Raw genomic sequence first — 22,247 nt, 5'->3', positions numbered from 1 at the left:
CGGAAACACAAATCAAAATTTTAACTAATAAAAATAAATATTATGGTAAAGAAAGTAGGAATTTTATTCGGAATGGAAGATACTTTTCCATGGGCTTTCATCGACAAAGTGAATGAGATGGGGAAAGGCGAAGTCATTGCCGAACCTGTAATGATCGATAAATTAGAGCAAGGCGCAGATTACGGATATGCTGTAATTATTGATAGAATTTCTCAGGATGTTCCTTTTTATAGAGCGTATTTGAAAAATGCAGCTTTAAATGGAACATACGTGATGAACAATCCATTTTGGTGGAGCGCAGATGAAAAATTCTTTAACAATGCATTAATGTCTAAATTAGGAATTCCTTTACCAAATACGGTATTGCTTCCCTCTAATGACCGGCCAACCAACACCACAGAGACGTCTTTCCGGAATTTAAAATTTCCTCATGACTGGGATTATATTTTCAATTATATCGGATTTCCAGCTTATATGAAACCCCATGATGGCGGTGGTTGGAAAAGTGTTTACCGTGTTACCGATGCCGAAGATATGTGGGAAAAATTAGGAGAAACCGAGCAATTGGTCATGATGCTACAAGAAGAAATTGTTTTCCATGATTATTATAGAGTGTATTGTTTGGGTAAGAAATATGTACACATTATGCCGTATGAACCCAGAAATGAACCTCATTTAAGATATGCAACTACGCATCAGACGGAAGGTAAAGAATTAGAAAAATTATTGAAGGTAATCCATGATTATACCATCAAAATGAATGAGGCATTGGGATACGATTTTAATACTGTAGAATTTGCGGTGAGAGATGGAATTCCTTACGCCATTGATTTCTGTAATCCAGCTCCGGATGCGGATAGAAATTCAGTTGGTGAAGAAAACTTTGCCTGGATTGTAGAACATTCTGCAAAATTTGCCATCGAGAAAGCCAAAGAATTTAAACCCGGGAAACCAAATATTTCGTGGGGTAAATTCGTGAAAGACAACATCAAATAACATGTCCTCATCATCTTATAAAAAACCAGTATTATGCATCGATTTACCCTTGGCGTAGAAGAAGAATATCAAATTATTGATGTAGAAACGCGTGATTTGGTTTCTCATGTTTCCAAAATTATCGAAGGTGGAAAAGCCACGCTACTCGAAAACTTAAAGCATGAAATGCACGAGTCCGTTATTGAAATGGAAACGGGTATTTGTAATAATATTCAGGAGGTTAGAGAAGAACTTACTTCCCTGCGCAAACGACTGATTAAAGTAGCCCACGAAAATAATCTCCGTGTTTCAGGTGGTGGTACGCATCCTTTTTCCCGATGGCAAGATAATCACATCACCAAAGATCAGCGGTATGATAAAATTATTAATGATTTAGGTGATGTTGCGCGTTCCAATTTAATTTTTGGACTGCATGTTCATGTGGGAATTCCAAACAGAGAAGAAGGAATTAGAATTCAAAATGTGATGCGCTATTTTTTGCCACACGTTTATGCCCTCTCCACCAATTCTCCTTTTTGGGTGGGAAGAAATACTGGATTCAAATCCTATCGTCAAGAAGTTTTTGTAAAATTTCCGCGCACCGGAATTCCAAGTTTCTTTAATTCCGCGGCAGAGTTTGATGCCTATATTAATTTGATGATTAAAACAGGAACCATTGATAATGCGAAAAAGATTTGGTGGGATTTGCGTGTACATCCTTTTTATCCTACCATAGAATTCAGGATTTGTGATATGCCACTTCGCTTAGATGAAACTGTTTGTCTTGCAGCCATCATGCAATGTTTGGTAGCAAAGATTTATCAGCTCCATGAGAAAAATTTAAGTTTCCGAAGTTATCGAAGGTTACTTTTAAATGAGAATAAATGGCGCGCTTCTAAAGACGGAATTCATGCCCACCTCATTGATTTTGGGAAAGAAACCAGTGTTCCCTATTCTGAGTTGTTAAAAGAATTACTGGAATTTATTGATGATGTAGTAGATGAATTAGGATGCAGAAAAGAGGTAGAATATGCCTGGGAAATTATGAAAAATGGGTCTGGTGCAGATCGTCAATTAGCGATTTATGAAGAAACCGGCGATTTGAAAAAGGTGGTCGATTATATGATTTCGGAGACAGAATATGGGATCACATTTGACTAAATTATAATTTTTTAATTTTGCACGGAAATTATAGTAGAATGAAAGAGTTAAAAGTTGCTTTGCTAGACATGAATAACAATCATGTAAATCAAGGTATGCGTAATATAAGAGAGATTTCTCAAGCCTTTAAAGAGAACTCTGATGAAGAGGTAAAAATCGACTGTTTTGATATTCGGTTTAAAAATGAAATGCCAAAAATAAGTGATTATGATGTTTTCATCTCCTCTGGTGGTCCCGGAAATCCGCATCCTGCAGGTTACGATTGGGAAATTCCTTACGGAAATTTCTTAGATGAAATTTGGGAACACAACAAAAATTCAGAAGTTAAAAAATACCTTTTTCTCATTTGTCATTCTTTTCAATATGCAAGTATTCACTGGAAATTAGGGAACATTTGCCGTAGAAAATCCTATTCATTTGGTGTAATGCCGATTCATAAAACAGAGCAAGGCGCAACAGATTTTTTATTGAAAAATTTACCCAGACCTTTTTATGCGGTAGATTCACGCGCCTATCAATTTATTGAGCCTGATATGGAAAAGCTCGATGAAATGGGAATGGAGATTATGGCTTTAGAGAAAGTTCGCCCTCATATTCATTTGGAACGTGCTGTGATGGCTATTCGATTTTCTGAAGAAATTTTTGGGACGCAATTCCATCCGGAAGCTGATTCCAAAGGGATGCTGGAAAATCTGAAAGTAGAGAAAAACCGCTTAGCCATGATCGAGAATTACGGCATGGAAAAATATCTAGAAACCATCGATAGAATGGATGATCCAGATAAAATTGTACTGACTCAGGCTCAAATGCTGCCTCGATTTTTAGAGCATGCATCGGAGCAAATTATGAAGAAATACGAAATGGCTTAAATCAGGACTTTTTCCTGTATTGATGGCTTTTCTTATGATAAATTTTGATGTGCATGTAAGACATCATTGAAAATCATTTTAAATTTTAAGTCGTAAAACTATGATCGCCAAATACAGGAAACAATTTAACGAAGAATTTTCCGCGGAAAAATACCAGCATATTCTTGATGGTTTTAAAAAGCAGACGGGAACAGCTCCCTTATTTCGCGTGTCTGAAAGTCCTATTTTTCTCACTACAGAATTTGTAGATAAATTGCATACCGCCTGCGAAGATATCATTACGCAAGTTATCGATATGTCTCCTGAAGAATTGGATGCAGCAATTCCGGATAATTGCAGAGTTCCGAATGACACCTTAAAACCTCATTTCTTTACGATTGATTTTGGAATTTGTAAAAGTGAGAATGGTGAAATTGTACCACAATTGATAGAATTACAGGCGTTTCCGACTCTTTATGCTTTTCAAAAGGAGCTTCAAATTGCTTTTACAGAAGAATATCCTTTTCTTAAACCTTTGCAATCCCCAAAAAGTAATGAACAGTATTATCAGGAACTAAAAGATTTAATTGTTGGAGATGAAAATCCTGAGAACGTAATCTTAATGGAAATTTATCCTGATGAGCAAAAAACGAATATCGATTTTTATCTGACCTCCCAAAAAATAGGCATTAATGTCGTGTGTCTGACCAAAGTTAAAAAAGAAGGACGCAAATTATTTTACGAAAAGGACGGTCGAAAAATTGAAGTTAAAAGAATTTACAACCGTGTTATTTTTGATGAAATAGACAAAATGCCGGATCTTAAAACTGAATTCGATTTTCGGGAAGATGTGGATGTAAAGTGGATTACACATCCCAATTGGTTCTTTAAGATTTCCAAATATATTTTACCTAAGTTAGATCATCAGTACGTGCCGAAAAGTTATTTTCTCAGTGACTTCCCTGCCACAGAATCTTTAGAAAATTTTGTTTTGAAACCTCTTTTTTCCTTTGCAGGTAGTGGTGTCAATTTGACTCCTACTCCATCCGACATTGAAAAAATTGAAGATCGAGAAAATTATATTTTGCAAAGAAAAGTGGTATACGCTCCGCTTTTTGAAGACATCAAGGGAGAATTTTCCAAAGCAGAAATCAGACTACTTTACATTTGGAAAGAAGACCAAGATCGGCCGCAACTCATGGAACATTTAGTAAGAATGACCAAAGCCGCGATGGTAAATGTTGATTTTAATAAGAAAGATGCCATTTGGATCGGTGGTTCAACGGCTTTTACAGAGCACAATCCCTAAAATTTTCTATTCCTTAGTATGTTCTGCTAGATAATTTGAAATCACCTTATCGACCAATTCCTCTTTTGTCAAATGATGAAAGATGGTTTTTACTTGATTTTTCACCTCTTCAGGAATGTCGCGATTTGGTTTTGTTTTAAAAACTTTTCTTGCCCATACCAGCGTATTATTCCATTCAATTGCTTCGGCATCAGCTTTTTTGGCGGGTTTAAATTGAATTCCTAACTCTTCTTCAAAGACTGCAATATCTTTAACTTCTTCTTGCTGAATGATGGTCATAGAAAGTCCTTTCGCTCCTGCTCTACCCGTTCTTCCACTGCGGTGAACATAGGCTTCAGGCGTATCTGGTAAATGGTAATTCACCACGTAAGCTAATTCTTTCACATCAATTCCTCTTGCTACCAAATCCGTCGCGACTAAAATATCAATGTACCCTTCTCTAAACTGCTCCATTATTCGATCTCTAATTCCTTGCGTCAAACTACCGTGCAAAGCTCCCGAGGAAATTTTTCTGATCGCTAAATTTTTTGCGAGTTTATTTACTGCTGCTTTTGTTTTACAGAAAATAATTCCTCTTCCCCCTTCCTGAGTATTTAAAAAATGCAAAAGCACATCTAACTTTTCTATAGGTTCTACTACTAGATATTGATGATCTATGCCTTCATGTCCAATATTCACCATTCCGGATTGAAGAGAAACCGCATTTTTCGACATGTAATTATGCACAATATCTTTTAATTCTCCCGGCATTGTTGCACTGAATAAAAATGTTCTGCGCTCTTTAGGCATCGCTTTTAGAATTGGCATCAGATCCTCTTTTAAGGCTTGAAACATTTCATCTGCTTCATCTAGAACCAAATGTTTAACAGCTTTTAAACTAAAAACATCCTTTTCTAAAAGATCCAAAAAACGTCCTGGAGTTGCAACGATAATCTGTGTAGCCGATTTTAATTCTTCAATTTGAGATTTCGTTGTACTACCACCAGTTAACAAAACGACTGAAACTTCCGGGATATATTTTGAAAACTCTTTAAGATTATTAAAAATTTGGGTGCTCAATTCTCGGGTTGGAGCCAGAATTACCGTCTGAATATTTTCATCTTCTGGATCTGCTAATTGCAGAAGCGGCAGTCCAAAAGCCGCTGTTTTACCTGTTCCCGTTTTTGCCAAGGCAATAACATCTACAGTTTCCTCTAAAATCAAAGGAACAACTTGCTGCTGAATATCAGTGGCAACGGTAATTTCTAAATCGGTTAAAGCTTTCTGAAGTTTTTTTATAATACCTAAATCGGAGATCAGTCTGGACATGTTTATTTTTTTACAAAGATAACCACAGTTTTGGGGAATTGCTGATTCTGATGAGATATTTCCGAAAATGATAAAGAGTTATTTAGAAAAAAGCACTATTTTACTTTTCCATCTTGCTACTTTCAGTGCCCATTAATTTATCCCAAAAAGTAAAGTACAATCCGTAATTGGTCGTAAATTCTTTATGGTGATAATGATGGTGTGTAGCATCTATCCAAAGTTTTCCGAAAGTACTTTTTCTAAACCAAAGGGGATAAATTTCTATATCCAGATGATTCACCACGCTACTAAACGTCATGAATATTAAGTAAATTAAAAGCACATAAATATTAAGTGGAATGATCAGAAGTATAATCGGCAGAATCAAAGCTTCCAAAACACTCTCCCACGGATGAAATGAAAAGGCCGTCCAAGGTGTAGTACTGAGACTTTGATGATGAACTTTGTGAACAATCTTATAAACTTTTGGAACATGCATTAGCCGATGAAGCCAGTAATAATAGGTTTCATGAATAAGCAAAACGACTATTAAACTTAGCGGCAAATACCACAATCCGTATTCAAAAGGATCTGTATAAATTGCTGTTTTTCCATTTAACCAGAGAAAATATAAGATGGCTCCGAAAAAGGCAAAAATTGCTGAAGAAACCACGCTCCAATATATTTCTTTTTTCACTTGAGCTTTTTTCAAAGGTCTATCGCTTAATATTTTTTTAGAAGTTTTATTGTTTTTTACACGAAAATAGTAGGCATAAAAAAATCCTGCCGTCGCAAAATAGCGAAGAAGCAGAATCAGGAAAAAGATAAGAATATAAAGGAAAAAATTTTCCATCGTGATATATAAGGAAATTAGAAGATTGATTTCAAAGTTAAGAAAACATTCTCATCCAAGGTGAGCAATACTTATTTAAAAAATCGATGATGTAAAATCCTTTACCATATTTTTATATTGAAAATTATTTTAAATTTCTCTATTGAGAGATTCATCTACATGTTTTTGCGCTAATTTTTTGTGGCGCAGATGTTTTACCTGAAAGCTTTGTCGCTGATCCTGAAAATGCCTTTGAATCGTATTCACAAAAAATAAAATGAGAACTACGCTGATAAACATATAAAAAATATTAAAGATTTTCCCGAGATCAGTTACGGGTTGTACACTTGCATTTCCTGTGGTGACCATGGTAGAAACTGCATAGTTGATGCAATCAATCCATCGCCATTTTTCCAGAAATCTAAATCCAAGCACGCCTATTAAAAGCACAATAAAAGTAGTATATATTAAATGCCGATAATGTTTTTTGTTTAAAAAACTTCGAAAAGTAGCAACAATCATGGTTTTTTTTTAACAATATTAAATTAAAATTATTAAATTAAAATTATTAATTTAGAATAGATAAATTTCAAATATTTTTTTTTCAATATCTGCAAGCTTTCGAAAGTGGCTACCCATCAACCTTGAAATGGATCTGGTTGATTTTCCTCTTTTTGCTAAACAGTTATGGATCAAATGAGTGCAGAACACCAACTGATCAAAGCCTATATTGAAGAGCTAAAACAAGCTTCGAAAAAAGAAAATCTACCTGCAATCAGCATCTTTGAAAATGAGGTTTCTCAACATGCAACCAGCGAAGAGGAGATTTTTTTTCCGGCTTCCATTCTCGTTGGAGAATATTTAAAGTTGAAGGCGGGAGAAAAATTGTAAAATTTGCAACTTCTACTCCATCAAAATAATCCTTAAAAATGACTGAGCATAATTTCAATATAAAAGGCCTCACAAAGGAAGAAGTTATTCTTTCCCGGGAAAAATTTGGAAAAAATACCCTCAACTACAAAAAAGAAAATGGAGTTTTGGAGGCGGTGAAAAGTTTGGCGAAAGAACCAATGGTTCTTCTTCTTTTTGTTGCTGCATCGATCTATTTCGTTAGTGGTCAAATTGGTGATGCCATTTTTCTTTCCTCCGCAATAATCGTTGTTTCCGCACTTTCATTATTTCAAGATTCCAGAAGTAGAAACGCGTTGGAAAAACTTAAAACTTTAAGTCAACCCCAATGCAAAGTGATCCGGAATGGCGAAACCGAAGAAATCGAAAGCGAAAATTTGGTAGTGGGAGATTGTTTAATTGTGGAAGAAGGAACCGCCATCACCGCAGATGGATCCATTATTCATTCCAATGATTTCTCCGTAAATGAATCCATTTTAACCGGAGAATCTTTTCCTGTTTTTAAAGATCAATCATCAGAAGATCCTCTTATTTTTAAAGGAACCACGGTTGCAAGTGGTTTAGCGATCGCTACGGTGACGAAAATAGGCAACGAAACGCGGTTAGGAAAAATTGGAAAAAGCCTGGAAAGCATTAAAGAAGAAAAAACGCCGCTGGAATTGCAGATCAGCAATTTTGTAAAAAAACTCGTTTTTGCAGGCGCAATAGTTTTTGTAATTGTTTGGGCTCTTAATTATTTTAATTCCTACGATTTATTAGACAGTTTGCTTAAGGCACTTACTTTGGCAATGAGTATTTTGCCGGAAGAAATTCCGATGGCTTTTGCAACTTTTATGGCGATTGGAGCGTGGCGACTGATGAAAATGGGAATCGTAGTGAAACAAATGAAAACAGTGGAAACATTGGGTTCTGCCACGGTAATTTGTACGGATAAAACCGGCACCATCACAGAAAATAAAATGAGTCTGGCAAAAATCTATTCCTTTACCTCTAAAAAAATTGCAACTCCAGAAAATCCTGATGACGCAGAAAAATATTTGCTGGAAACCGCGATGTGGGGAAGTGAACCGATTCCTTTTGACCCTATGGAAATTGCTTTGCACCGAGCTTATACCAATATAATGAGTCAAGATGAGCGTTTAAGTTTTAAAATGATTCATGAGTATCCTTTGGGGGGAAAACCACCAATGATGACGCATATTTTCGAAGATTCTTCTGGTAAAAGAATCATTGCTGCGAAAGGAGCGCCTGAAGCTTTAATGAATGTTTCTCATTTAACAACGGTAGAAAAGCAGGAAATTGAGCAAGCCATAAAAACGATTACTGCAGAAGGTTACCGCGTTTTAGGTGTCGGTGAAAGTGATTTTTTAGGAAGTGATTTTCCCGCAACGCAACAGAAATTTCAATTTAAGTTTTTAGGAATTGTTGCCTTTTACGATCCTCCGAAAAAAAATATTGAAAGTGTTTTAAATAATTTCTATAATGCCGGAATTTCCGTTAAAATCATCACAGGAGACAATGCAGAAACAACCAGAGCGATTGCAAAACAAATTTCCTTTAAAGGATCTGAACACAGTTTAACGGGACAAGAATTAATGAAGCTTTCTGATGCTGAACTGAAAGAAAAGGTCATGGAAACCAATATTTTTACCCGCATGTTTCCTGATGCGAAATTAAGAATCATCAACGCTTTAAAAGCCAACAATCAGATCGTAGCCATGACGGGAGATGGCGTAAATGACGGTCCTGCCTTGAAAGCTGCCCATATTGGAATTGCCATGGGAAAAAAAGGCACCGAAATTGCGAAACAGGCAGCCTCCTTAATTTTATTAGAAGATGATCTATCCAAAATGGTAGATGCAGTGGCGGTTGGGAGAAAAATTTATACGAATCTGAAAAAAGCCATTCAGTATATTATTTCCATTCACATTCCGATTATTCTCACTGTTTTTATTCCTTTGGTTTTTGCGTGGATCTATCCCAATATTCTTTCGCCAGTCCATATTATTTTTCTAGAATTGATCATGGGTCCTACCTGTTCCATCATTTTTGAAAATGAACCCATGGAAAAAAATACGCTTTTGCAAAAACCGCGTCCTTTTACCACAACTTTTTTCAACTGGAAAGAATTGACAACAAGCATTATTCAGGGATTGGTAATTACCGCCGGGACTTTGTTTATTTATCAGTATTCCGTCTTAAAAGGATTTGATGAAGACCAAACAAGAAGCATGGTATTTGCGGTTTTAATTTCGGCTAATATTTTTTTAACATTGGTTAACAGATCCTTCTACTACTCTATTTTCACCACTTTGAGATACAAAAACAATTTGGTTCCGCTCATTATTTCCATTACCGTTCTCATTACCGGTTTGCTGTTATTCGTTCCGGCTTTGGCAAGTTTTTTCCAGTTTAAAACACCAACTTTCTTGCAATTAGGTATCAGTATTGGAACAGGATTTATATCTGTAATCTGGTATGAATTGGTGAAGATAAGAACCCGAATGAAGACCAAACTTTAATTCATTGCTAAACTCCCCAATCCTTTGTTAAGGTTTCTAGTTTTTATTGAACTTATTAAATTCCTTAAATAATTCCAATAAGTTCATAATTGATTTCACCAAATCATTGGTTTCCAGCAATAAAGAAAGATAGAACTTGCTGTTTTTCGGACTGGTTTCCGTAGTTCTAATTCTGATGATCTGCTTCGTAATTAACTCAGAAACAGTAGCTAAAACCACTTCCTTTTCATTTAAAATTTGGTCAATTTTATAAAAATCTTCAGTTTTAAAACTATCTTCCAGCAGAAGCAACAACTGCTGCAATTGCGTATCAATCGTTTTAAGATCTCTAATTTGATTGAATTTTAGAGGCTTATGATTATTATTAACATGCGAATGGCTGTTGCTGGTAATAAAATCAATGGATTGTACCATGTCTTGCAAATAGCCCAAAATTAAAATGTAGAATTTACTGGCCTCAACCGAATTATCATCTAGATTTTTAATGAAATAAAAGACGTTGCTTTTTAATTCATCAACTTCTTTTTCTAAGTTCTTTTGATCTTTTTTGTTCTCTTTTAATTTGGCTAAATCATAAGAGCTTATATTGTCTATCAGAGCAGTGTACAAAGCACTGGTTTTATTGAAAACGGTAGAAATTTGCGCGGAACTTTCTTTGATCATCTCATTTACCGTCCCGATATCCTCTTTTCGCAAACTTTTTGTTTTCGCAATAGTTGCTGCTTTTTGCTTGTGTTTTCTAGCGCTTTTATATAACATGATGGCCAGTAAAAGTAAGAGGCCTACAAAGGCAAACACTTCGCCAATTTTTAGAATATAGGCGATTACTAAAGCCAGCAAAAAAGCAATGATAGCGGTAAAAAACCAACCACCAATCACTTTAAAAACACCTGCTATTCTGTAAACAGCACTTTCTCTGTCCCAAGCTCGGTCCGCAAAGGAAGTTCCCATGGCAACCATAAACGTAACATAAGTGGTAGATAACGGCAATTTCATGGAAGTACCGATCGCTATCAGAATACTTGCGACCATCAAATTAACTGAAGCTCTCACCATATCAAAAGCGGGTTCATCTAGAGTTTTTTTTGTAGATTTCGGTATGTTGATGAATCGTCTGTCAATTTTTATTTGCAATTTTTTTGGTAAGAAATAATTGATTCCATCGCCTATGTAGACACCAAATCGAACAATAACTCGAGAAATTGTATTTGGTGAAAATTTTTCTAAACCATCGCCTTGTCTCGACAAATTTAACTCAGTTTCTATTACGCTTTTAGCTTTTTTGGAGGTCCAGAGCGTAATCACCATTATTACACCTGCCATTAGTAGAAAATAAAATGGTGCTACAATGTCCTCATTTGCCAATTCGCCCATCATAAATACATCGCCTGAAACCCCACTTCCATGAAATATTTGGTAGGAATTAAATGCGGCAATGGGCACCCCGATAAAGTTAACCAGATCATTTCCTGCAAAAGCAAGTGCCAATGCAAAGGTGCCGATTAAAATAATTACCTTTAAAATGTTGACCTTAAAATAACTGATCAACAGTTGAGAAAGCAAAAGAAAAAATATAAAATTGACGCCCAAGATCAAAAATTGATGCTCATCAATCCAGGCGAATTGTTCTTTGGAAATAAAGGAAACTCCTTTTAACCCCTTAATTAATATAAAAAATGTGATTGCCGTAATTGCAACTCCACCGAAAACAGCCCCAAAATACTTAAGCTTTTTTTCAAAATGAAAGGTGAAAATAAGTCGTGAAATATATTGTACGATACCGCCAATAGAGAAAGACAGAAATACAGAAAGTAAGATACTATAGACTATTATGGTGGCTTTTTTGGTATTAATATACAAGCTTAAATTATCTAAACTATCATCTGAAGTCACTATTTTATAAAGTGCTAAACAAACTGCAGCGCCCAATAACTCAAAAATAATTGAAACCGTAGTAGAAGTAGGCAATCCCAGGGAATTAAAAACATCCAGCAGCAAAATATCAGCGATCATCACTGCTAAAAAGATGATCATCACATCTTCAAAGCTGAACATGCTCGGAACAAAAATACCACTTCGGGCAATTTCCATCATTCCGCTAGAAAACATGGCGCCAATAAGAACACCAAAACTAGCAACGATCATGGTAATTTTAAATGAGATCGCTTTGGACCCGATCGCAGAATTTAAAAAGTTAACGGCGTCATTACTCACCCCAACCATTAAATCTATAATTGCCAATGCACCTAATGCAATAAGCATTATAATATAAATTTGCTCCATTTTTTTTATTAGCTTTTAGAATTTACAAAAATCGTTTAAGCATTCCGCTTCTATGTTAACTCAATGTTAAATTACAACTAGAGTTTTTTTTAAATAATTTTATGTCATTCAAATCTACTGCTTCAATGGTCATAATGACAAAGTTTTTTAAAAAATTTTTCGCTAAAAAATCAATCAGTAGAGATTCCCTAATTATGCACCCGAATTTCTCAATAGCAACTTTTAAAATTTAGATAAAAATTTTAGATATGCATTTCTAGAAATTAGATTTTTCGTTTTTTAATGTTGCAATGGTTTAGCGGATGCGGGGAACAGGAAAAACGCAGGAACGGTACAAATTAAGTGGGAAGTGAAATAAGCTCTACAAAAGTATTTGGGGATTGCTAGAAGTTTGTGATAACTAAAGGTAGAAAGCGCCATATTTAATTATCTTTGCACCTACAGAAAAAGGAAATTGTTGTATCCTGCGTTTTTAACTCAATACATTACAAATTTTTCTCTTCATTTGTTCCATCCAAGCAATCCAAAAAGACATGTCCACTGAAAAAAATATCCAAGAAAAAGTTAGACTTCATCCCAGAAACAAAAATCGCGACCGCTATGATCTGGAAGCTTTGCTTATTGCAGTACCAGAATTAGGAGAATACATTGCGCCAAGTAAAAGTGGTGAAGATTCCGTTGATTTTGCAAATCCTCTTGCGGTGAAATTTTTGAATAAAGCTTTGCTCAGTCACTATTACGGGATTAAAAACTGGGATTTTCCCGAAGATAATTTGGTTCCGCCCATTCCAGGCAGAGCAGATTACCTTCATTATATCGCAGATTTATTGTCTCAAAGTAATTTTGGTACTGTTCCAACTGGAAACAAAATTACAGGATTGGATATTGGCGTTGGAGCAAACTGTATCTACCCTATTTTGGGAATTGTAGAGTATGATTGGAATTTTGTAGGGTCCGACATTAATTCAGAATCATTGGAAGCCGCTCAGAAAATTGTGTCGTCTAATCCCGAATTAGAAAATAAGATCAACTTGAAAATCCAAGAAGATTCAAAATCCGTTTTTGAAGGAATAATTAATTCCGATGACCAGTTTGATTTTACAATGTGCAATCCACCTTTTCATTCTTCTACGGAAGAGGCGAAGAAAGGAACGCACCGAAAAGTGCAAAGTCTTTCGAAGAAAAAAATTAAAACTCCAGAACTAAATTTTGGCGGAATTAGCAGCGAATTGGTTTGCGAAGGCGGTGAACATACATTTATTCACAATATGATTGAAGAAAGCCGCATGTTTTCTAAAAACTGCTATTGGTTTTCTACCATGGTTTCTAAAAAATCTAACTTGAAAGGCATCTATAAATCATTAAGTATGATGGAAGCCATTCAGGTAAAAACAATTCCCATCGGTACTGGAAATAAATCCAGCCGTATTATTGCCTGGTCTTTTTTAACGAAAGAAGAACAGAAATTGTGGCGAGAAAACCGCTGGAAAGCAGAATTAGAAGATTAAAGATCGATGTGATTTTCATTAAAATATTTTTTTAATATGCATCATCAAGATCAGAAATTTGAAAGAATCGATCTAAAAAAAACTCCTTTGGAAAAGGGAGAATTTGAAATCTGCACCTTTACCAGTTGCGATTTCTCAAGCGGGAATCTATCAGATTTTAAGTTTATCGAATGTGAGTTTCAGGAATGCAATCTAAGTTTAGCACTTCTGCACGGAACAGCTTTTCGGAATGTAATCTTTAAGGAATGCAAAATGATGGGTTTGCAATTTGAGAATTGTAATGATTTTGGGCTCTCCTTCCTTTTTGAAAACTGTCAGCTAAGCCATTCTAACTTTTTTCAGATGAATATTAAAAAATCAACTTTCAAAAATTGCGTTTTGCAGGAAATTGATTTTTCTGAAAGTAATTTGACTTCGGTTATATTTGATTATTGTGATCTTTCTCAGTCAATATTTAAGAATTGTATTCTAGACAAAGCTGATTTCCGAACTGCATTTAACTACTCATTGGATCCGCAAGAAAATAGTTTAAAAAAAACCAGATTTTCTTCAACTGCCCTTCAAGGTCTTCTGGATCAATATGATCTTATAATCGATTAACAAAGGATACTTCTTTTTACATTTACCTTTATTATAAGAGAGAAAATATCTTTTTGAGGGTGGTAGCACACTAATTGCAATGGACAGGTTTCAGAATTGAAAATGGTGATTATCATTCTTCATTCTGGTTATTGAAATAATTTTTAAACCTAAAAAAAATCATTGTGAAAAAACACACCTTATTATTAATCGCTTTGATCTCCATAGTTTTGGTCTCTTGTTCCACGCTAACGCCTGGCGAAAAAGGTAAATTAGCTAACAATGCTTGGGAACTAGAATATGTTACTGGTCCAAGAATTACTTTCGCAGGTTTATTTCCAGATGATAAACCTGAAATCAGATTTAATGAGGAATTAAAAAAAGTTAGTGGAACTACAGGTTGCAACGGTTACAGCACAACATATACCACAAATGGCAAAATGATTTCATTCGCAATACCGGGCGTTACAACCATGAGATATTGTGGAGATGGTGAAGCAGTATTTTTGGAAACAATGAAAAAAATTGATAATTATAGATTTACTACAGACGGAAAGTTAGAATTATTGATGAATGACGGGGTGATGATGAGATTTAAATCATCGATTAAAAGATAATTACAATTACCACTAATCTTTCCGATGAAAAATTGAGGCGAGACTAAAAGCAGGAATAATTTCCTGCTTTTTTTGGTTTTATATATTTTAAGGAATAATTTGAGCAAAAAAAAGATGGCTTTCAATTAAGAAAGCCATCTTTAACTTTTAGAAGTCAATAATTAAGAATTAAAACCTTCCATCGTTTTTAGTGATGCTAAAGCTTTGTCTACAGAATGTTTCTGGTTTCTTACCATGTCTTTTATATCTTGTGGTAAAACTTCATCGTTTAAAACTTCTCCATACTCTTCAGAGAATGCTTCCTCACCACGAACTGCCTCACTATAGATCGCTTCATCTCCATTGCTAAAGGCATCTCTAATGGAAATCCATGTTCTGTGTAAATCTCCAGTAATACTTGTTCCTTTATCGGGCTCACCGCCGTATTTAGAGATGTTTGCTTTGATTTCATGACCGAAATCATATCTATTTTGCGCTTGATCTTGAAAATAAGATTTTAAAGAAGTGTGCCCAATTTTGTCTGCAACCTCTTTATATCCAGCTTCCGCATCATAATTTTTAGTTAATAATTCATTAAGAACGCTTACTACTTTGTCGTTTTCCATTGTACTATTTTTTAATGTTATTCTAATTTTTTATACAGAAAACATACCAATAATCAGTTATTAGTAAGATTTAACAGAGTTTAACATCTGATCCTTGCCGTTTTAAAAATTTAAAAAAAAAATTGACTGTTTAGCAGAATAATAAAATAAAAAAAATCCAGTTTTCCCCAGATGTTTAATTTTGTACGTTAAAGTAATTATTGAATCGCTTAATATTTCCTTTCAATAACATAATCTAGCATGAGATGCAGAGAAGTTTTCGCTTCAGAATCTGGGAAATCATTTAGAATAGTTTTTGCCTTGGCTTGATACTCTTTCATAATTTTGATTGCATAATCTAATCCACCAGAAGTTTTAACAAATTCCACGAGTTCCTTCACGCGATCTGTATCCGTATTATAGCGCTTTATGGTATTGAAATAATACTTTTGATCTTTGGAGTTTGCATTTCTCAAGGCGTAAATCAGTGGCAAAGTCATTTTTTTTTCTTTAATGTCAATCCCAACTGGTTTCCCTATAATATTTGAAGTTAGGTAATCAAAAAGATCATCTTTAATCTGAAATGCCATTCCTGTTAAAGTCCCGAATTCTTTCATTTTCAAAGCAGTTTCCTCATTTGCATCGTTGGATAAAACGCCGATTTCACAACACGCCGCAACTAATGTCGCTGTTTTTTGTCGGATAATTTCGTAATAAATTTCTTCCGTAATATCAAGTTTTCGGGCTTTTTCCAGTTGCAACAATTCACCTTCCGCCATTTCGCGAATTGTACGGGAAATTACGGCCAACAAATCATAATCTTTGTGATCCGTGGAAAGTAAAACGGCTTTAGACAAAAGATAATCTCCCACCAAAACTGCAATTTTATTCTTCCATAATGCATTGATGGAGAAGAAATTGCGACGCTTAAAACTTTCATCTACCACATCATCATGAACCAACGTTGCGGTATGAATTAACTCAATCATAGAAGCACCTCGGAAGGTTTTTTCTTTCACCTCACCAACTAACTTAGCGCAGAGAAACACAAACATAGGACGCATTTGCTTTCCTTTTGTAGTCACAATGAACTGCGTAACTTTATCTAAAAGTGCAACGTTACTTCGCATGGATTCATAAAACTTTTGTTCAAAAAGTTTCATCTCCTGATTAATGGGTTTTTTAATTTCTTCTACGATGTTCGCCACAGATTTAGCTTAAAATTTAGAGGAAGACAAATATAATTATTATAAACCTAAAGTTGGTGAAATATTGAATAATAGGACCTTTTATTTCAATTGATGAGCAGGAACGAAATAAAATCGTGGCTTCACTTTTCCAAAAGGTGAAGTAAACTGTTCACCAGAAATAAATAGACCTTCTTCATCAACGGCGATTCCTTCAATTTGCCCGACAGAAAGTGCACTTCCAAGATAAAATCGGCGTGGCTTTTTACCAAAGAAAATTCCCGGTGCTGATTCGTCAAAAACGGTCATGAAAACTTCCGTTTTTTTGGTATACCCGACCAAATATAATTTTTTATTAAAATACGCGGCATCTGTAACTACATAATCAAGCGGAATAGTTTCAATTTTTTCTGCTGCTTGAGATTCAGTTGATTCGGTTTTGATGGTATAATGTGTTGTAGATTTTGAAGACCATTCCTTGGTGAAAATATGTATTTTTCCATTAAGGTAAATCATCGCTTCAGCGTCAAAATCAGTATTTAAATTCTTTGGTTCAAAAGTTTTTTGTTCTGGATAATAAAACGGTATTTTAGTGGCAGACTTCACTTGAAGCGAATCTTGAATTGGGATTTTATATACCGCTAAATTTTTTCGTGTTCCAGCATTATTACCGAAATCACCAATATAGAGGTTGGACGAATCCGAAGCAATGGCTTCCCAATCAATATTAACAAAATTAGTTTTTAAGATCTTTTTAATCTTGCCTGTTTTCCGCTCAATTTCAAAAATATCGGAGCTATTCCCACTATCATTAAGAGTATACAATCGATCCTGAAAAAAATCAAGACCTGAATTTTCCTTTAAAGAATCTCCCAGAATCATCACTTGATGTTTATTAAGTTTTAACCAGGAATAATTTTGCTGCGCAGAAAAATTGAGGTAAAAACTTAGGAAGAAAAATAGAGTGATTTTTTTCATCTTCTGTTTCGTTTTAAAAGTAAAAATTTAATTTTAAGAAAATCATAGAGTAAGCCTCCAATCAAAATAAAAGAGCCGACAATCAGAGACTTAATACCGAAATTAGAGAACAGGATTCCGCCAGATAAACCGCCCAGAAAAAACATGAAGATGATTGTTAACCTTAGTTTAATGGATTTAATCAACCTGCCTTTATGACTTTTATCTTTGTAGAAAAAGAGCTGGGAAAACTCAATTCCCATATCGGTGAATAGCCCTGTTAAATGGGTCGTTCGAACAATAGATTTTGAAATGCTGGTAACTAAAGAATTCTGCATTCCCATAGCGAAGAGCAAGCTAAAAGCAATAACATCCGCATGCTCTCTCATTAAATAAGTTCCCGCAAATGCGATTGTTCCAAGGATGGCTGCTTCGGTGATTATTGGAAGTATGTAGATTTGGGTTTCCCTAATTCTGGAGTAAGTTTCCACCATAAAGTTTGCAAAAAATGCGCCCAAAAAAAAGAAAAAGACATAAAGAGAAATATGAAAGGCTAGGATAAAATTGAGTTTAAAAATTTCGTCTACAAAAAAAGCAAAATGACCCGTCACATTAGTTGTTAATTTTTGAACAGAAAAAAAGCCCACTACATTTACCAAACCTGCAACGAAGGAAAGTAAGGATGCTATTTCAAGATTATGTTTGGGAGTTCTGGATTTTCCGATGTGTGAGAACATTACTCACTGCTTTTATTTGCGAGTTGTCCGCAGGCTGCATCTATATCACCACCCCGGCTTCTTCTTATCAACACTGTAATTCCAGCTTTTTCCAATTGACGGACGTAATTTTCTTCAGCTGCTTTATTACATCGGTCATATTTTCCGTCGCCGATTGGATTATACTGTATCAAATTAACCTTACTCGGGATTTGTTTACAAAACCGGATTAGGGCTTGAATATCTTCGTCTTGATCATTAATATCTTTCCAAACGCAATATTCAAATGTGACAATGTTTCCCGTTTTTTCATACCAGTATTTCAGGGAATCCATAATATCCGTTAAAGGGAATTTATCGGAAAAAGGCATAATCTCATTTCTCTTCTTTTCGATGGCGGAATGTAAAGACAAAGCCAGCTTCACGCGCAAATCTTCATCTGCAAGCATCTTGATCATCTTTGGAATACCAGAAGTGGAAACGGTAATTCTCCGTGGCGACATTCCTAAACCTTTAGGGTCTGATATTTTCCTTATGGATTCTACTACATTTTTGTAGTTCATCATGGGTTCACCCATTCCCATAAAAACAATATTGGAAAGGGGTCGGTCGAAATACAGTTTACTTTGGCGATCAATCAAGGCGACTTGATCTACAATTTCTGCAACTTCTAAATTCCGCATCCTTTTCAAACGCGCAGTAGCACAAAATTCGCAGTTTAGTGAACATCCAACTTGAGAGGAAACGCAGGCTGTGGTGCGTGTTTCAGTTGGGATTAAAACAGATTCTACCAGAAGACCATCGTGTAATTTTACACCGTTCTTAATGGTTCCATCTGTTGATTTTTGAAGTTGATCTACGGAAATTGGATTGATGATATATTCTTGGGAAATTTTATCTCTTAACTCTTTTGAAAGATTGGTCATCTCCTCGATGGAGTGCAAATTTTTACTCCACAACCATTCATAAACCTGCTTCGCGCGGAAAGGTTTTTCTCCCAAGGAAATAAAATATTCTTGGAGCTGCTCGAGTGTTAATGTGCGGATGTCCTTCATTGTGTAAGAGCCAAGTAAAAAGTAAAAAGATAAAAATTTTTCAATCTCATTCTTTGTGATTTATTGATTTAGTTTTTCCCAAACAAAAATTTATAATTTGGTTTTATTGATAATAGCTCCGAATATATTTTTTAATTCTGTGCTTTCTCGCAAAAGCCTATCTAATTCATCCTCTTGAATATCTTCCAAAGCTTTAATAACTCTCAACCAATAATTTGATTCTCGAGTTTCCCGTAAAGAAATTTTTACTTTATTCTTAAAATCTGCTCTTGATGAACCAGCTTGCGATTCTTCATAATTTGCACCTAGAGAAGTCGATGATTTTCCAAGTTGGTCCCGGATCAATCGGCATTCAGGATCAGTTGGTAGTTTACGTAAAAACTAAAAAGTTCGCTCTAATTAATCGTTGTTTTTCATATCAAAAATATAGATTTGTTAAAGACAATAACTCCTTATTAAGTTAAAGAGCCAACTTTTCACTTGGCTCTTTTCCCTTTTTTCTTTGGTCTTAAATGATCAACATTGCGTCACCGTAAGAGTAAAATTTGTACTCATTCTTCACGGCTTCTTCATAAGCTTGCATCAGGAAATCTTTTCCAGAAAATGCTGCAACCATCATCATTAATGTTGATTTAGGCGTATGGAAATTAGTGATCATACAATTAGCAACACCGAAATCATGTGGAGGGAAAATAAATTTATTTGTCCAACCGTGATAAGGTCCAATTTTTCTGTTTGAAGAAACTGAAGTCTCAATCGCTCTCATGGTGGTTGTACCAACTGCGCAAACTCTTCTTTGTTCAGCTACAGCTTTGTTAATGATGTCAGCATTTTTTTGATCAATAATGGCTTCTTCCGACTCCATTTTGTGTTTACTCAAATCTTCAACTTCAATCGGATTAAATGTTCCAAGACCCACATGTAGAGTTACTTCCGCGAAGTCAATTCCTTTAATTTCCAATCTTTTCATCAAATGTCGAGAAAAGTGCAATCCTGCAGTTGGAGCCGCTACAGCACCTTCATGCTTAGCATAAATTGTTTGATAACGTTCTGCATCAGAAGCTTCTACTTCTCTTTTAATATATTTTGGAAGTGGTGTTTCTCCCAGTTCTTTCAATTTCGTGCGGAACTCTTCATAAGAACCATCATATAAAAATCGAAGTGTTCTTCCTCTGGAGGTCGTATTATCAATTACTTCAGCAACTAACGCCTCGTCTTCGGTGAAAAATAATTTGTTACCAATTCTAATTTTTCTTGCTGGATCAACTAAAACATCCCAAACTCTGGTTTCCTTGTCTAATTCTCTTAAAAGAAAAACTTCAATTTTGGCGCCTGTCTTTTCTTTGTTTCCGTACAATCTTGCCGGGAAAACTTTCGTATTATTAAAGATGAATAAATCTTTTTCATCAAAATAATCAACTACGTCTTTGAATAATTTATGTTCTATGGTTTGGGTCTTGCGATCCAATACCATCAGTTTTGCTTCGTCTCTGTGTTCACTTGGATATTCTGCCAAAAGTTCTTCTGGTAAGTGAAAATTAAATTCAGATGTTTTCATTGTTTTTAAATTACGGTTTAAAAATTACTCCAAAAATTCAAAATTTTCGGAGTGCAAATATACGACATTGAAAAGGCAAAGTCAAGTAAATGGGCAGTTTAAGTAAAACCAATCAAAAATAGAATACTTTTGATAATTATCAAACTTGGAATGATAAATGCAAGGCTTAAAAAAAATTAAAATTTATTACAATGAAAAAATTATCATTTCTGTTTACAATTTTTGTCCTGACATTTACGACGAGTTGTAGAGATATTATCAATACGGTTCTTGATGTGTTACCTCCCTTTGATGTGCCATTTAGCAATACTTTTCAAGTTCCGTTTGCAAGTATAAGTACCACCACTTATACCAGAACACCGGAAATACCTATGAATATTGACTTGGACGCGAAAATCAAGGAGAATAATCCGAACTTTTCTATCAATAATTTAAAATCAGTAAAATTGAATACTTTGACTTTAGATTATGTGAATTCTCAATTGGGAACTCGGTTGGATGTGATTAAAAATGCAAGAATCTACATTAAAGCACCCAATCAACCAGAACGACTGATCGCAACCGCATATAATAATACAAGTCCGACTACCATTACGTTCAGCACGGATGATGGAGAAGTTTTGGAATATTTCCGAACCAGTCAAAATTCAATCATTTTTGAAATTCAGTCCAGTACGGTAACTGCGGATCAAATCACAATGAAACTGAATGCAGGATTTAAAGTGAAGGCGCAATTATAATTTTCAAATTTTTAAAACTTAAAAAGGAAATCTACATAAGGTAGGTTTCCTTTTTTTTTGTAAAATATTTCTCATCTAATTTTTCAGGATAACTAAAATAACTTTTAATGTTTGTCCAGTCTTTCAGTTTCTTTTCAAATGAAATAGTATATGCCGGACTACTTGAGGGCAAAACGTTGACAAGAAGATGAAAATCTTTTGGCAGAATTTTTTGTAAGGTTTTGAAAGATTTCTGCCCATTGCAAAAAATTACTTCTATCGACGGATACCCCACTAAAAATTGTAAAATATCATGGTGATTTTCGTTTCTGATTTCTGTGTCTAAACTTCCGTTTCTCTCACAAGAATCAATGACATTCCAAACCTCCATTAAATTTCGATGGACAAATTCTACTTTTTCCGCATAATTTGTTGTTATAATTTTCTTCAAATAATTCAAAAAGAATTTCCAAAATTTGTTTTGAGGATGATTGTAATACTCATGCATATCTACAGATTTAATGCCCGGAACTGAACCTAAAATAAGACCTTTAGCATCTTTAGAAATAATCAGCGGAAAGGAGGAAATTCTCTTCATAATATAAATTAAAAAAGTCCAGATTAACCTGGACTTCTATGTT

At 34.8% G+C, this 22,247-nt stretch carries 21 protein-coding genes and 1 pseudogene; 10 read left to right on the top strand and 12 right to left on the bottom strand.

The features are described 5' to 3' along the window. The first annotated feature begins 42 nt into the window (after positions 1–42). The 4 genes from RCH13_RS01380 (at position 43) to RCH13_RS01365 (ending at position 4,293) form a co-directional block, all read left to right on the top strand. The gene (locus tag RCH13_RS01380) at positions 43–996 is read left to right on the top strand and encodes an ATP-grasp domain-containing protein (RefSeq protein ID WP_326985414.1); all 954 of its coding nucleotides are present in this window, start codon (positions 43–45) and stop codon (positions 994–996) included. Between the two features lie 33 nt (positions 997–1,029). Beyond that, the gene (locus RCH13_RS01375; protein ID WP_326985413.1) at positions 1,030–2,136 is read left to right on the top strand and encodes a carboxylate-amine ligase; all 1,107 of its coding nucleotides are present in this window, start codon (positions 1,030–1,032) and stop codon (positions 2,134–2,136) included. Positions 2,137–2,174: 38 nt separating this feature from the next. Further along, positions 2,175–3,005: a type 1 glutamine amidotransferase gene (locus RCH13_RS01370; protein WP_326985412.1), complete on the top strand. Its 831-nt coding sequence runs from the start codon at positions 2,175–2,177 to the stop codon at positions 3,003–3,005. 100 nt (positions 3,006–3,105) lie between these two features. After that, entirely contained in the window at positions 3,106–4,293 is a 1,188-nt protein-coding gene (locus RCH13_RS01365) for a hypothetical protein (RefSeq protein WP_326985411.1), read from the top strand. Positions 4,294–4,299: 6 nt separating this feature from the next. Here RCH13_RS01365 and RCH13_RS01360 read toward each other — a convergent pair whose 3' ends face one another. The 3 genes from RCH13_RS01360 to RCH13_RS01350 all read right to left on the bottom strand — a co-directional run bounded on the left by RCH13_RS01360 (position 4,300) and on the right by RCH13_RS01350 (position 6,934). Continuing rightward, positions 4,300–5,601, bottom strand: a complete 1,302-nt coding sequence (locus tag RCH13_RS01360) for a DEAD/DEAH box helicase (protein ID WP_326985410.1) — start codon at positions 5,599–5,601, stop codon at positions 4,300–4,302. Between the two features lie 100 nt (positions 5,602–5,701). Then, the gene (locus tag RCH13_RS01355; protein WP_326985409.1) at positions 5,702–6,277 is read right to left on the bottom strand and encodes a sterol desaturase family protein; all 576 of its coding nucleotides are present in this window, start codon (positions 6,275–6,277) and stop codon (positions 5,702–5,704) included. 285 nt (positions 6,278–6,562) lie between these two features. Further along, the gene (locus tag RCH13_RS01350) at positions 6,563–6,934 is read right to left on the bottom strand and encodes a potassium channel family protein (RefSeq protein ID WP_326985408.1); all 372 of its coding nucleotides are present in this window, start codon (positions 6,932–6,934) and stop codon (positions 6,563–6,565) included. Between the two features lie 174 nt (positions 6,935–7,108). On the opposite strand from RCH13_RS01350, the gene RCH13_RS01345 reads away from it, so the two are divergent. Beyond that, on the top strand, positions 7,109–7,303 hold the full coding sequence (locus tag RCH13_RS01345; RefSeq protein ID WP_326985407.1) for a hypothetical protein: 195 nt from the start codon (positions 7,109–7,111) through the stop codon (positions 7,301–7,303). A gap of 38 nt (positions 7,304–7,341) precedes the next feature. Continuing rightward, positions 7,342–9,843, top strand: coding sequence for a cation-translocating P-type ATPase (locus RCH13_RS01340; RefSeq protein ID WP_326985406.1), 2,502 nt, complete (start codon positions 7,342–7,344; stop codon positions 9,841–9,843). Positions 9,844–9,879: 36 nt separating this feature from the next. Here the strand turns inward: RCH13_RS01340 and RCH13_RS01335 are convergent, their stop codons facing one another. Next, positions 9,880–12,126 carry an inorganic phosphate transporter gene (locus tag RCH13_RS01335; RefSeq protein WP_326985405.1) on the bottom strand — a complete coding sequence of 749 codons (2,247 nt, stop codon included), beginning with the start codon at positions 12,124–12,126 and terminating at the stop codon, positions 9,880–9,882. Positions 12,127–12,659: 533 nt separating this feature from the next. On the opposite strand from RCH13_RS01335, the gene rlmF reads away from it, so the two are divergent. The 3 genes from rlmF to RCH13_RS01320 all read left to right on the top strand — a co-directional run bounded on the left by rlmF (position 12,660) and on the right by RCH13_RS01320 (position 14,830). Beyond that, on the top strand, positions 12,660–13,634 hold the full coding sequence (rlmF, locus tag RCH13_RS01330; RefSeq protein WP_326985404.1) for a 23S rRNA (adenine(1618)-N(6))-methyltransferase RlmF: 975 nt from the start codon (positions 12,660–12,662) through the stop codon (positions 13,632–13,634). A 36-nt stretch (positions 13,635–13,670) separates the two neighbouring features. Beyond that, on the top strand, positions 13,671–14,234 hold the full coding sequence (locus RCH13_RS01325) for a pentapeptide repeat-containing protein (protein WP_326985403.1): 564 nt from the start codon (positions 13,671–13,673) through the stop codon (positions 14,232–14,234). A gap of 164 nt (positions 14,235–14,398) precedes the next feature. Then, positions 14,399–14,830, top strand: a complete 432-nt coding sequence (locus RCH13_RS01320; protein WP_326985402.1) for an META domain-containing protein — start codon at positions 14,399–14,401, stop codon at positions 14,828–14,830. A gap of 161 nt (positions 14,831–14,991) precedes the next feature. Here the strand turns inward: RCH13_RS01320 and RCH13_RS01315 are convergent, their stop codons facing one another. The 7 genes and pseudogenes from RCH13_RS01315 to queA form a co-directional block, all read right to left on the bottom strand. Further along, positions 14,992–15,435, bottom strand: a complete 444-nt coding sequence (locus RCH13_RS01315) for a ferritin-like domain-containing protein (RefSeq protein WP_326985401.1) — start codon at positions 15,433–15,435, stop codon at positions 14,992–14,994. A gap of 209 nt (positions 15,436–15,644) precedes the next feature. Further along, entirely contained in the window at positions 15,645–16,622 is a 978-nt protein-coding gene (locus RCH13_RS01310) for a polyprenyl synthetase family protein (protein ID WP_326985400.1), read from the bottom strand. 81 nt (positions 16,623–16,703) lie between these two features. After that, on the bottom strand, positions 16,704–17,579 hold the full coding sequence (locus RCH13_RS01305; protein WP_326985399.1) for a hypothetical protein: 876 nt from the start codon (positions 17,577–17,579) through the stop codon (positions 16,704–16,706). Then, positions 17,576–18,295: a YoaK family protein gene (locus RCH13_RS01300; RefSeq protein ID WP_326985398.1), complete on the bottom strand. Its 720-nt coding sequence runs from the start codon at positions 18,293–18,295 to the stop codon at positions 17,576–17,578. The genes RCH13_RS01305 and RCH13_RS01300 overlap by 4 nt, the downstream gene beginning before the upstream one ends. Beyond that, the gene (rlmN, locus tag RCH13_RS01295) at positions 18,295–19,329 is read right to left on the bottom strand and encodes a 23S rRNA (adenine(2503)-C(2))-methyltransferase RlmN (RefSeq protein ID WP_326985397.1); all 1,035 of its coding nucleotides are present in this window, start codon (positions 19,327–19,329) and stop codon (positions 18,295–18,297) included. The genes RCH13_RS01300 and rlmN overlap by 1 nt, the downstream gene beginning before the upstream one ends. A gap of 90 nt (positions 19,330–19,419) precedes the next feature. Then, a pseudogene (locus RCH13_RS01290) lies at positions 19,420–19,692 on the bottom strand (four helix bundle protein); the annotation flags it as partial. A 145-nt stretch (positions 19,693–19,837) separates the two neighbouring features. Then, positions 19,838–20,887, bottom strand: coding sequence for a tRNA preQ1(34) S-adenosylmethionine ribosyltransferase-isomerase QueA (queA, locus tag RCH13_RS01285; protein WP_326985396.1), 1,050 nt, complete (start codon positions 20,885–20,887; stop codon positions 19,838–19,840). Positions 20,888–21,078: 191 nt separating this feature from the next. Between queA and RCH13_RS01280 the strand changes: the two genes are divergently transcribed. After that, positions 21,079–21,627 (top strand): hypothetical protein, encoded by a 549-nt coding sequence (locus RCH13_RS01280; protein ID WP_326985395.1) that lies wholly within the window; start codon positions 21,079–21,081, stop codon positions 21,625–21,627. A gap of 31 nt (positions 21,628–21,658) precedes the next feature. Here the strand turns inward: RCH13_RS01280 and RCH13_RS01275 are convergent, their stop codons facing one another. Beyond that, positions 21,659–22,204 carry a DNA-deoxyinosine glycosylase gene (locus RCH13_RS01275; protein ID WP_326985394.1) on the bottom strand — a complete coding sequence of 182 codons (546 nt, stop codon included), beginning with the start codon at positions 22,202–22,204 and terminating at the stop codon, positions 21,659–21,661. Positions 22,205–22,247 lie beyond the last annotated feature (43 nt).

Source organism: Chryseobacterium sp. MP_3.2 (assembly GCF_035984805.1).
Classification (GTDB): domain Bacteria; phylum Bacteroidota; class Bacteroidia; order Flavobacteriales; family Weeksellaceae; genus Kaistella.
Note: the sequence above shows the minus strand (reverse complement) of the source record. Positions and strands in the feature narration are given on the sequence as shown.

Excerpts from the sequence above, each read along its gene's own strand:
- RCH13_RS01380 (WP_326985414.1), top strand. The coding sequence starts at position 43 with ATGGTAAAGAAAGTAGGAATTTTATTCGGAATGGAAGATACTTTTCCA.
- RCH13_RS01375 (WP_326985413.1), top strand. The coding sequence starts at position 1,030 with ATGCATCGATTTACCCTTGGCGTAGAAGAAGAATATCAAATTATTGAT.
- RCH13_RS01370 (WP_326985412.1), top strand. The coding sequence starts at position 2,175 with ATGAAAGAGTTAAAAGTTGCTTTGCTAGACATGAATAACAATCATGTA.
- RCH13_RS01365 (WP_326985411.1), top strand. The coding sequence starts at position 3,106 with ATGATCGCCAAATACAGGAAACAATTTAACGAAGAATTTTCCGCGGAA.
- RCH13_RS01360 (WP_326985410.1), bottom strand. The coding sequence starts at position 5,601 with ATGTCCAGACTGATCTCCGATTTAGGTATTATAAAAAAACTTCAGAAA.
- RCH13_RS01350 (WP_326985408.1), bottom strand. The coding sequence starts at position 6,934 with ATGATTGTTGCTACTTTTCGAAGTTTTTTAAACAAAAAACATTATCGG.
- RCH13_RS01345 (WP_326985407.1), top strand. The coding sequence starts at position 7,109 with ATGAGTGCAGAACACCAACTGATCAAAGCCTATATTGAAGAGCTAAAA.
- RCH13_RS01340 (WP_326985406.1), top strand. The coding sequence starts at position 7,342 with ATGACTGAGCATAATTTCAATATAAAAGGCCTCACAAAGGAAGAAGTT.
- RCH13_RS01335 (WP_326985405.1), bottom strand. The coding sequence starts at position 12,126 with ATGGAGCAAATTTATATTATAATGCTTATTGCATTAGGTGCATTGGCA.
- rlmF (WP_326985404.1), top strand. The coding sequence starts at position 12,660 with ATGTCCACTGAAAAAAATATCCAAGAAAAAGTTAGACTTCATCCCAGA.
- RCH13_RS01325 (WP_326985403.1), top strand. The coding sequence starts at position 13,671 with ATGCATCATCAAGATCAGAAATTTGAAAGAATCGATCTAAAAAAAACT.
- RCH13_RS01315 (WP_326985401.1), bottom strand. The coding sequence starts at position 15,435 with ATGGAAAACGACAAAGTAGTAAGCGTTCTTAATGAATTATTAACTAAA.
- RCH13_RS01305 (WP_326985399.1), bottom strand. The coding sequence starts at position 17,579 with ATGAAAAAAATCACTCTATTTTTCTTCCTAAGTTTTTACCTCAATTTT.
- RCH13_RS01300 (WP_326985398.1), bottom strand. The coding sequence starts at position 18,295 with ATGTTCTCACACATCGGAAAATCCAGAACTCCCAAACATAATCTTGAA.
- rlmN (WP_326985397.1), bottom strand. The coding sequence starts at position 19,329 with ATGAAGGACATCCGCACATTAACACTCGAGCAGCTCCAAGAATATTTT.
- queA (WP_326985396.1), bottom strand. The coding sequence starts at position 20,887 with ATGAAAACATCTGAATTTAATTTTCACTTACCAGAAGAACTTTTGGCA.
- RCH13_RS01280 (WP_326985395.1), top strand. The coding sequence starts at position 21,079 with ATGAAAAAATTATCATTTCTGTTTACAATTTTTGTCCTGACATTTACG.
- RCH13_RS01275 (WP_326985394.1), bottom strand. The coding sequence starts at position 22,204 with ATGAAGAGAATTTCCTCCTTTCCGCTGATTATTTCTAAAGATGCTAAA.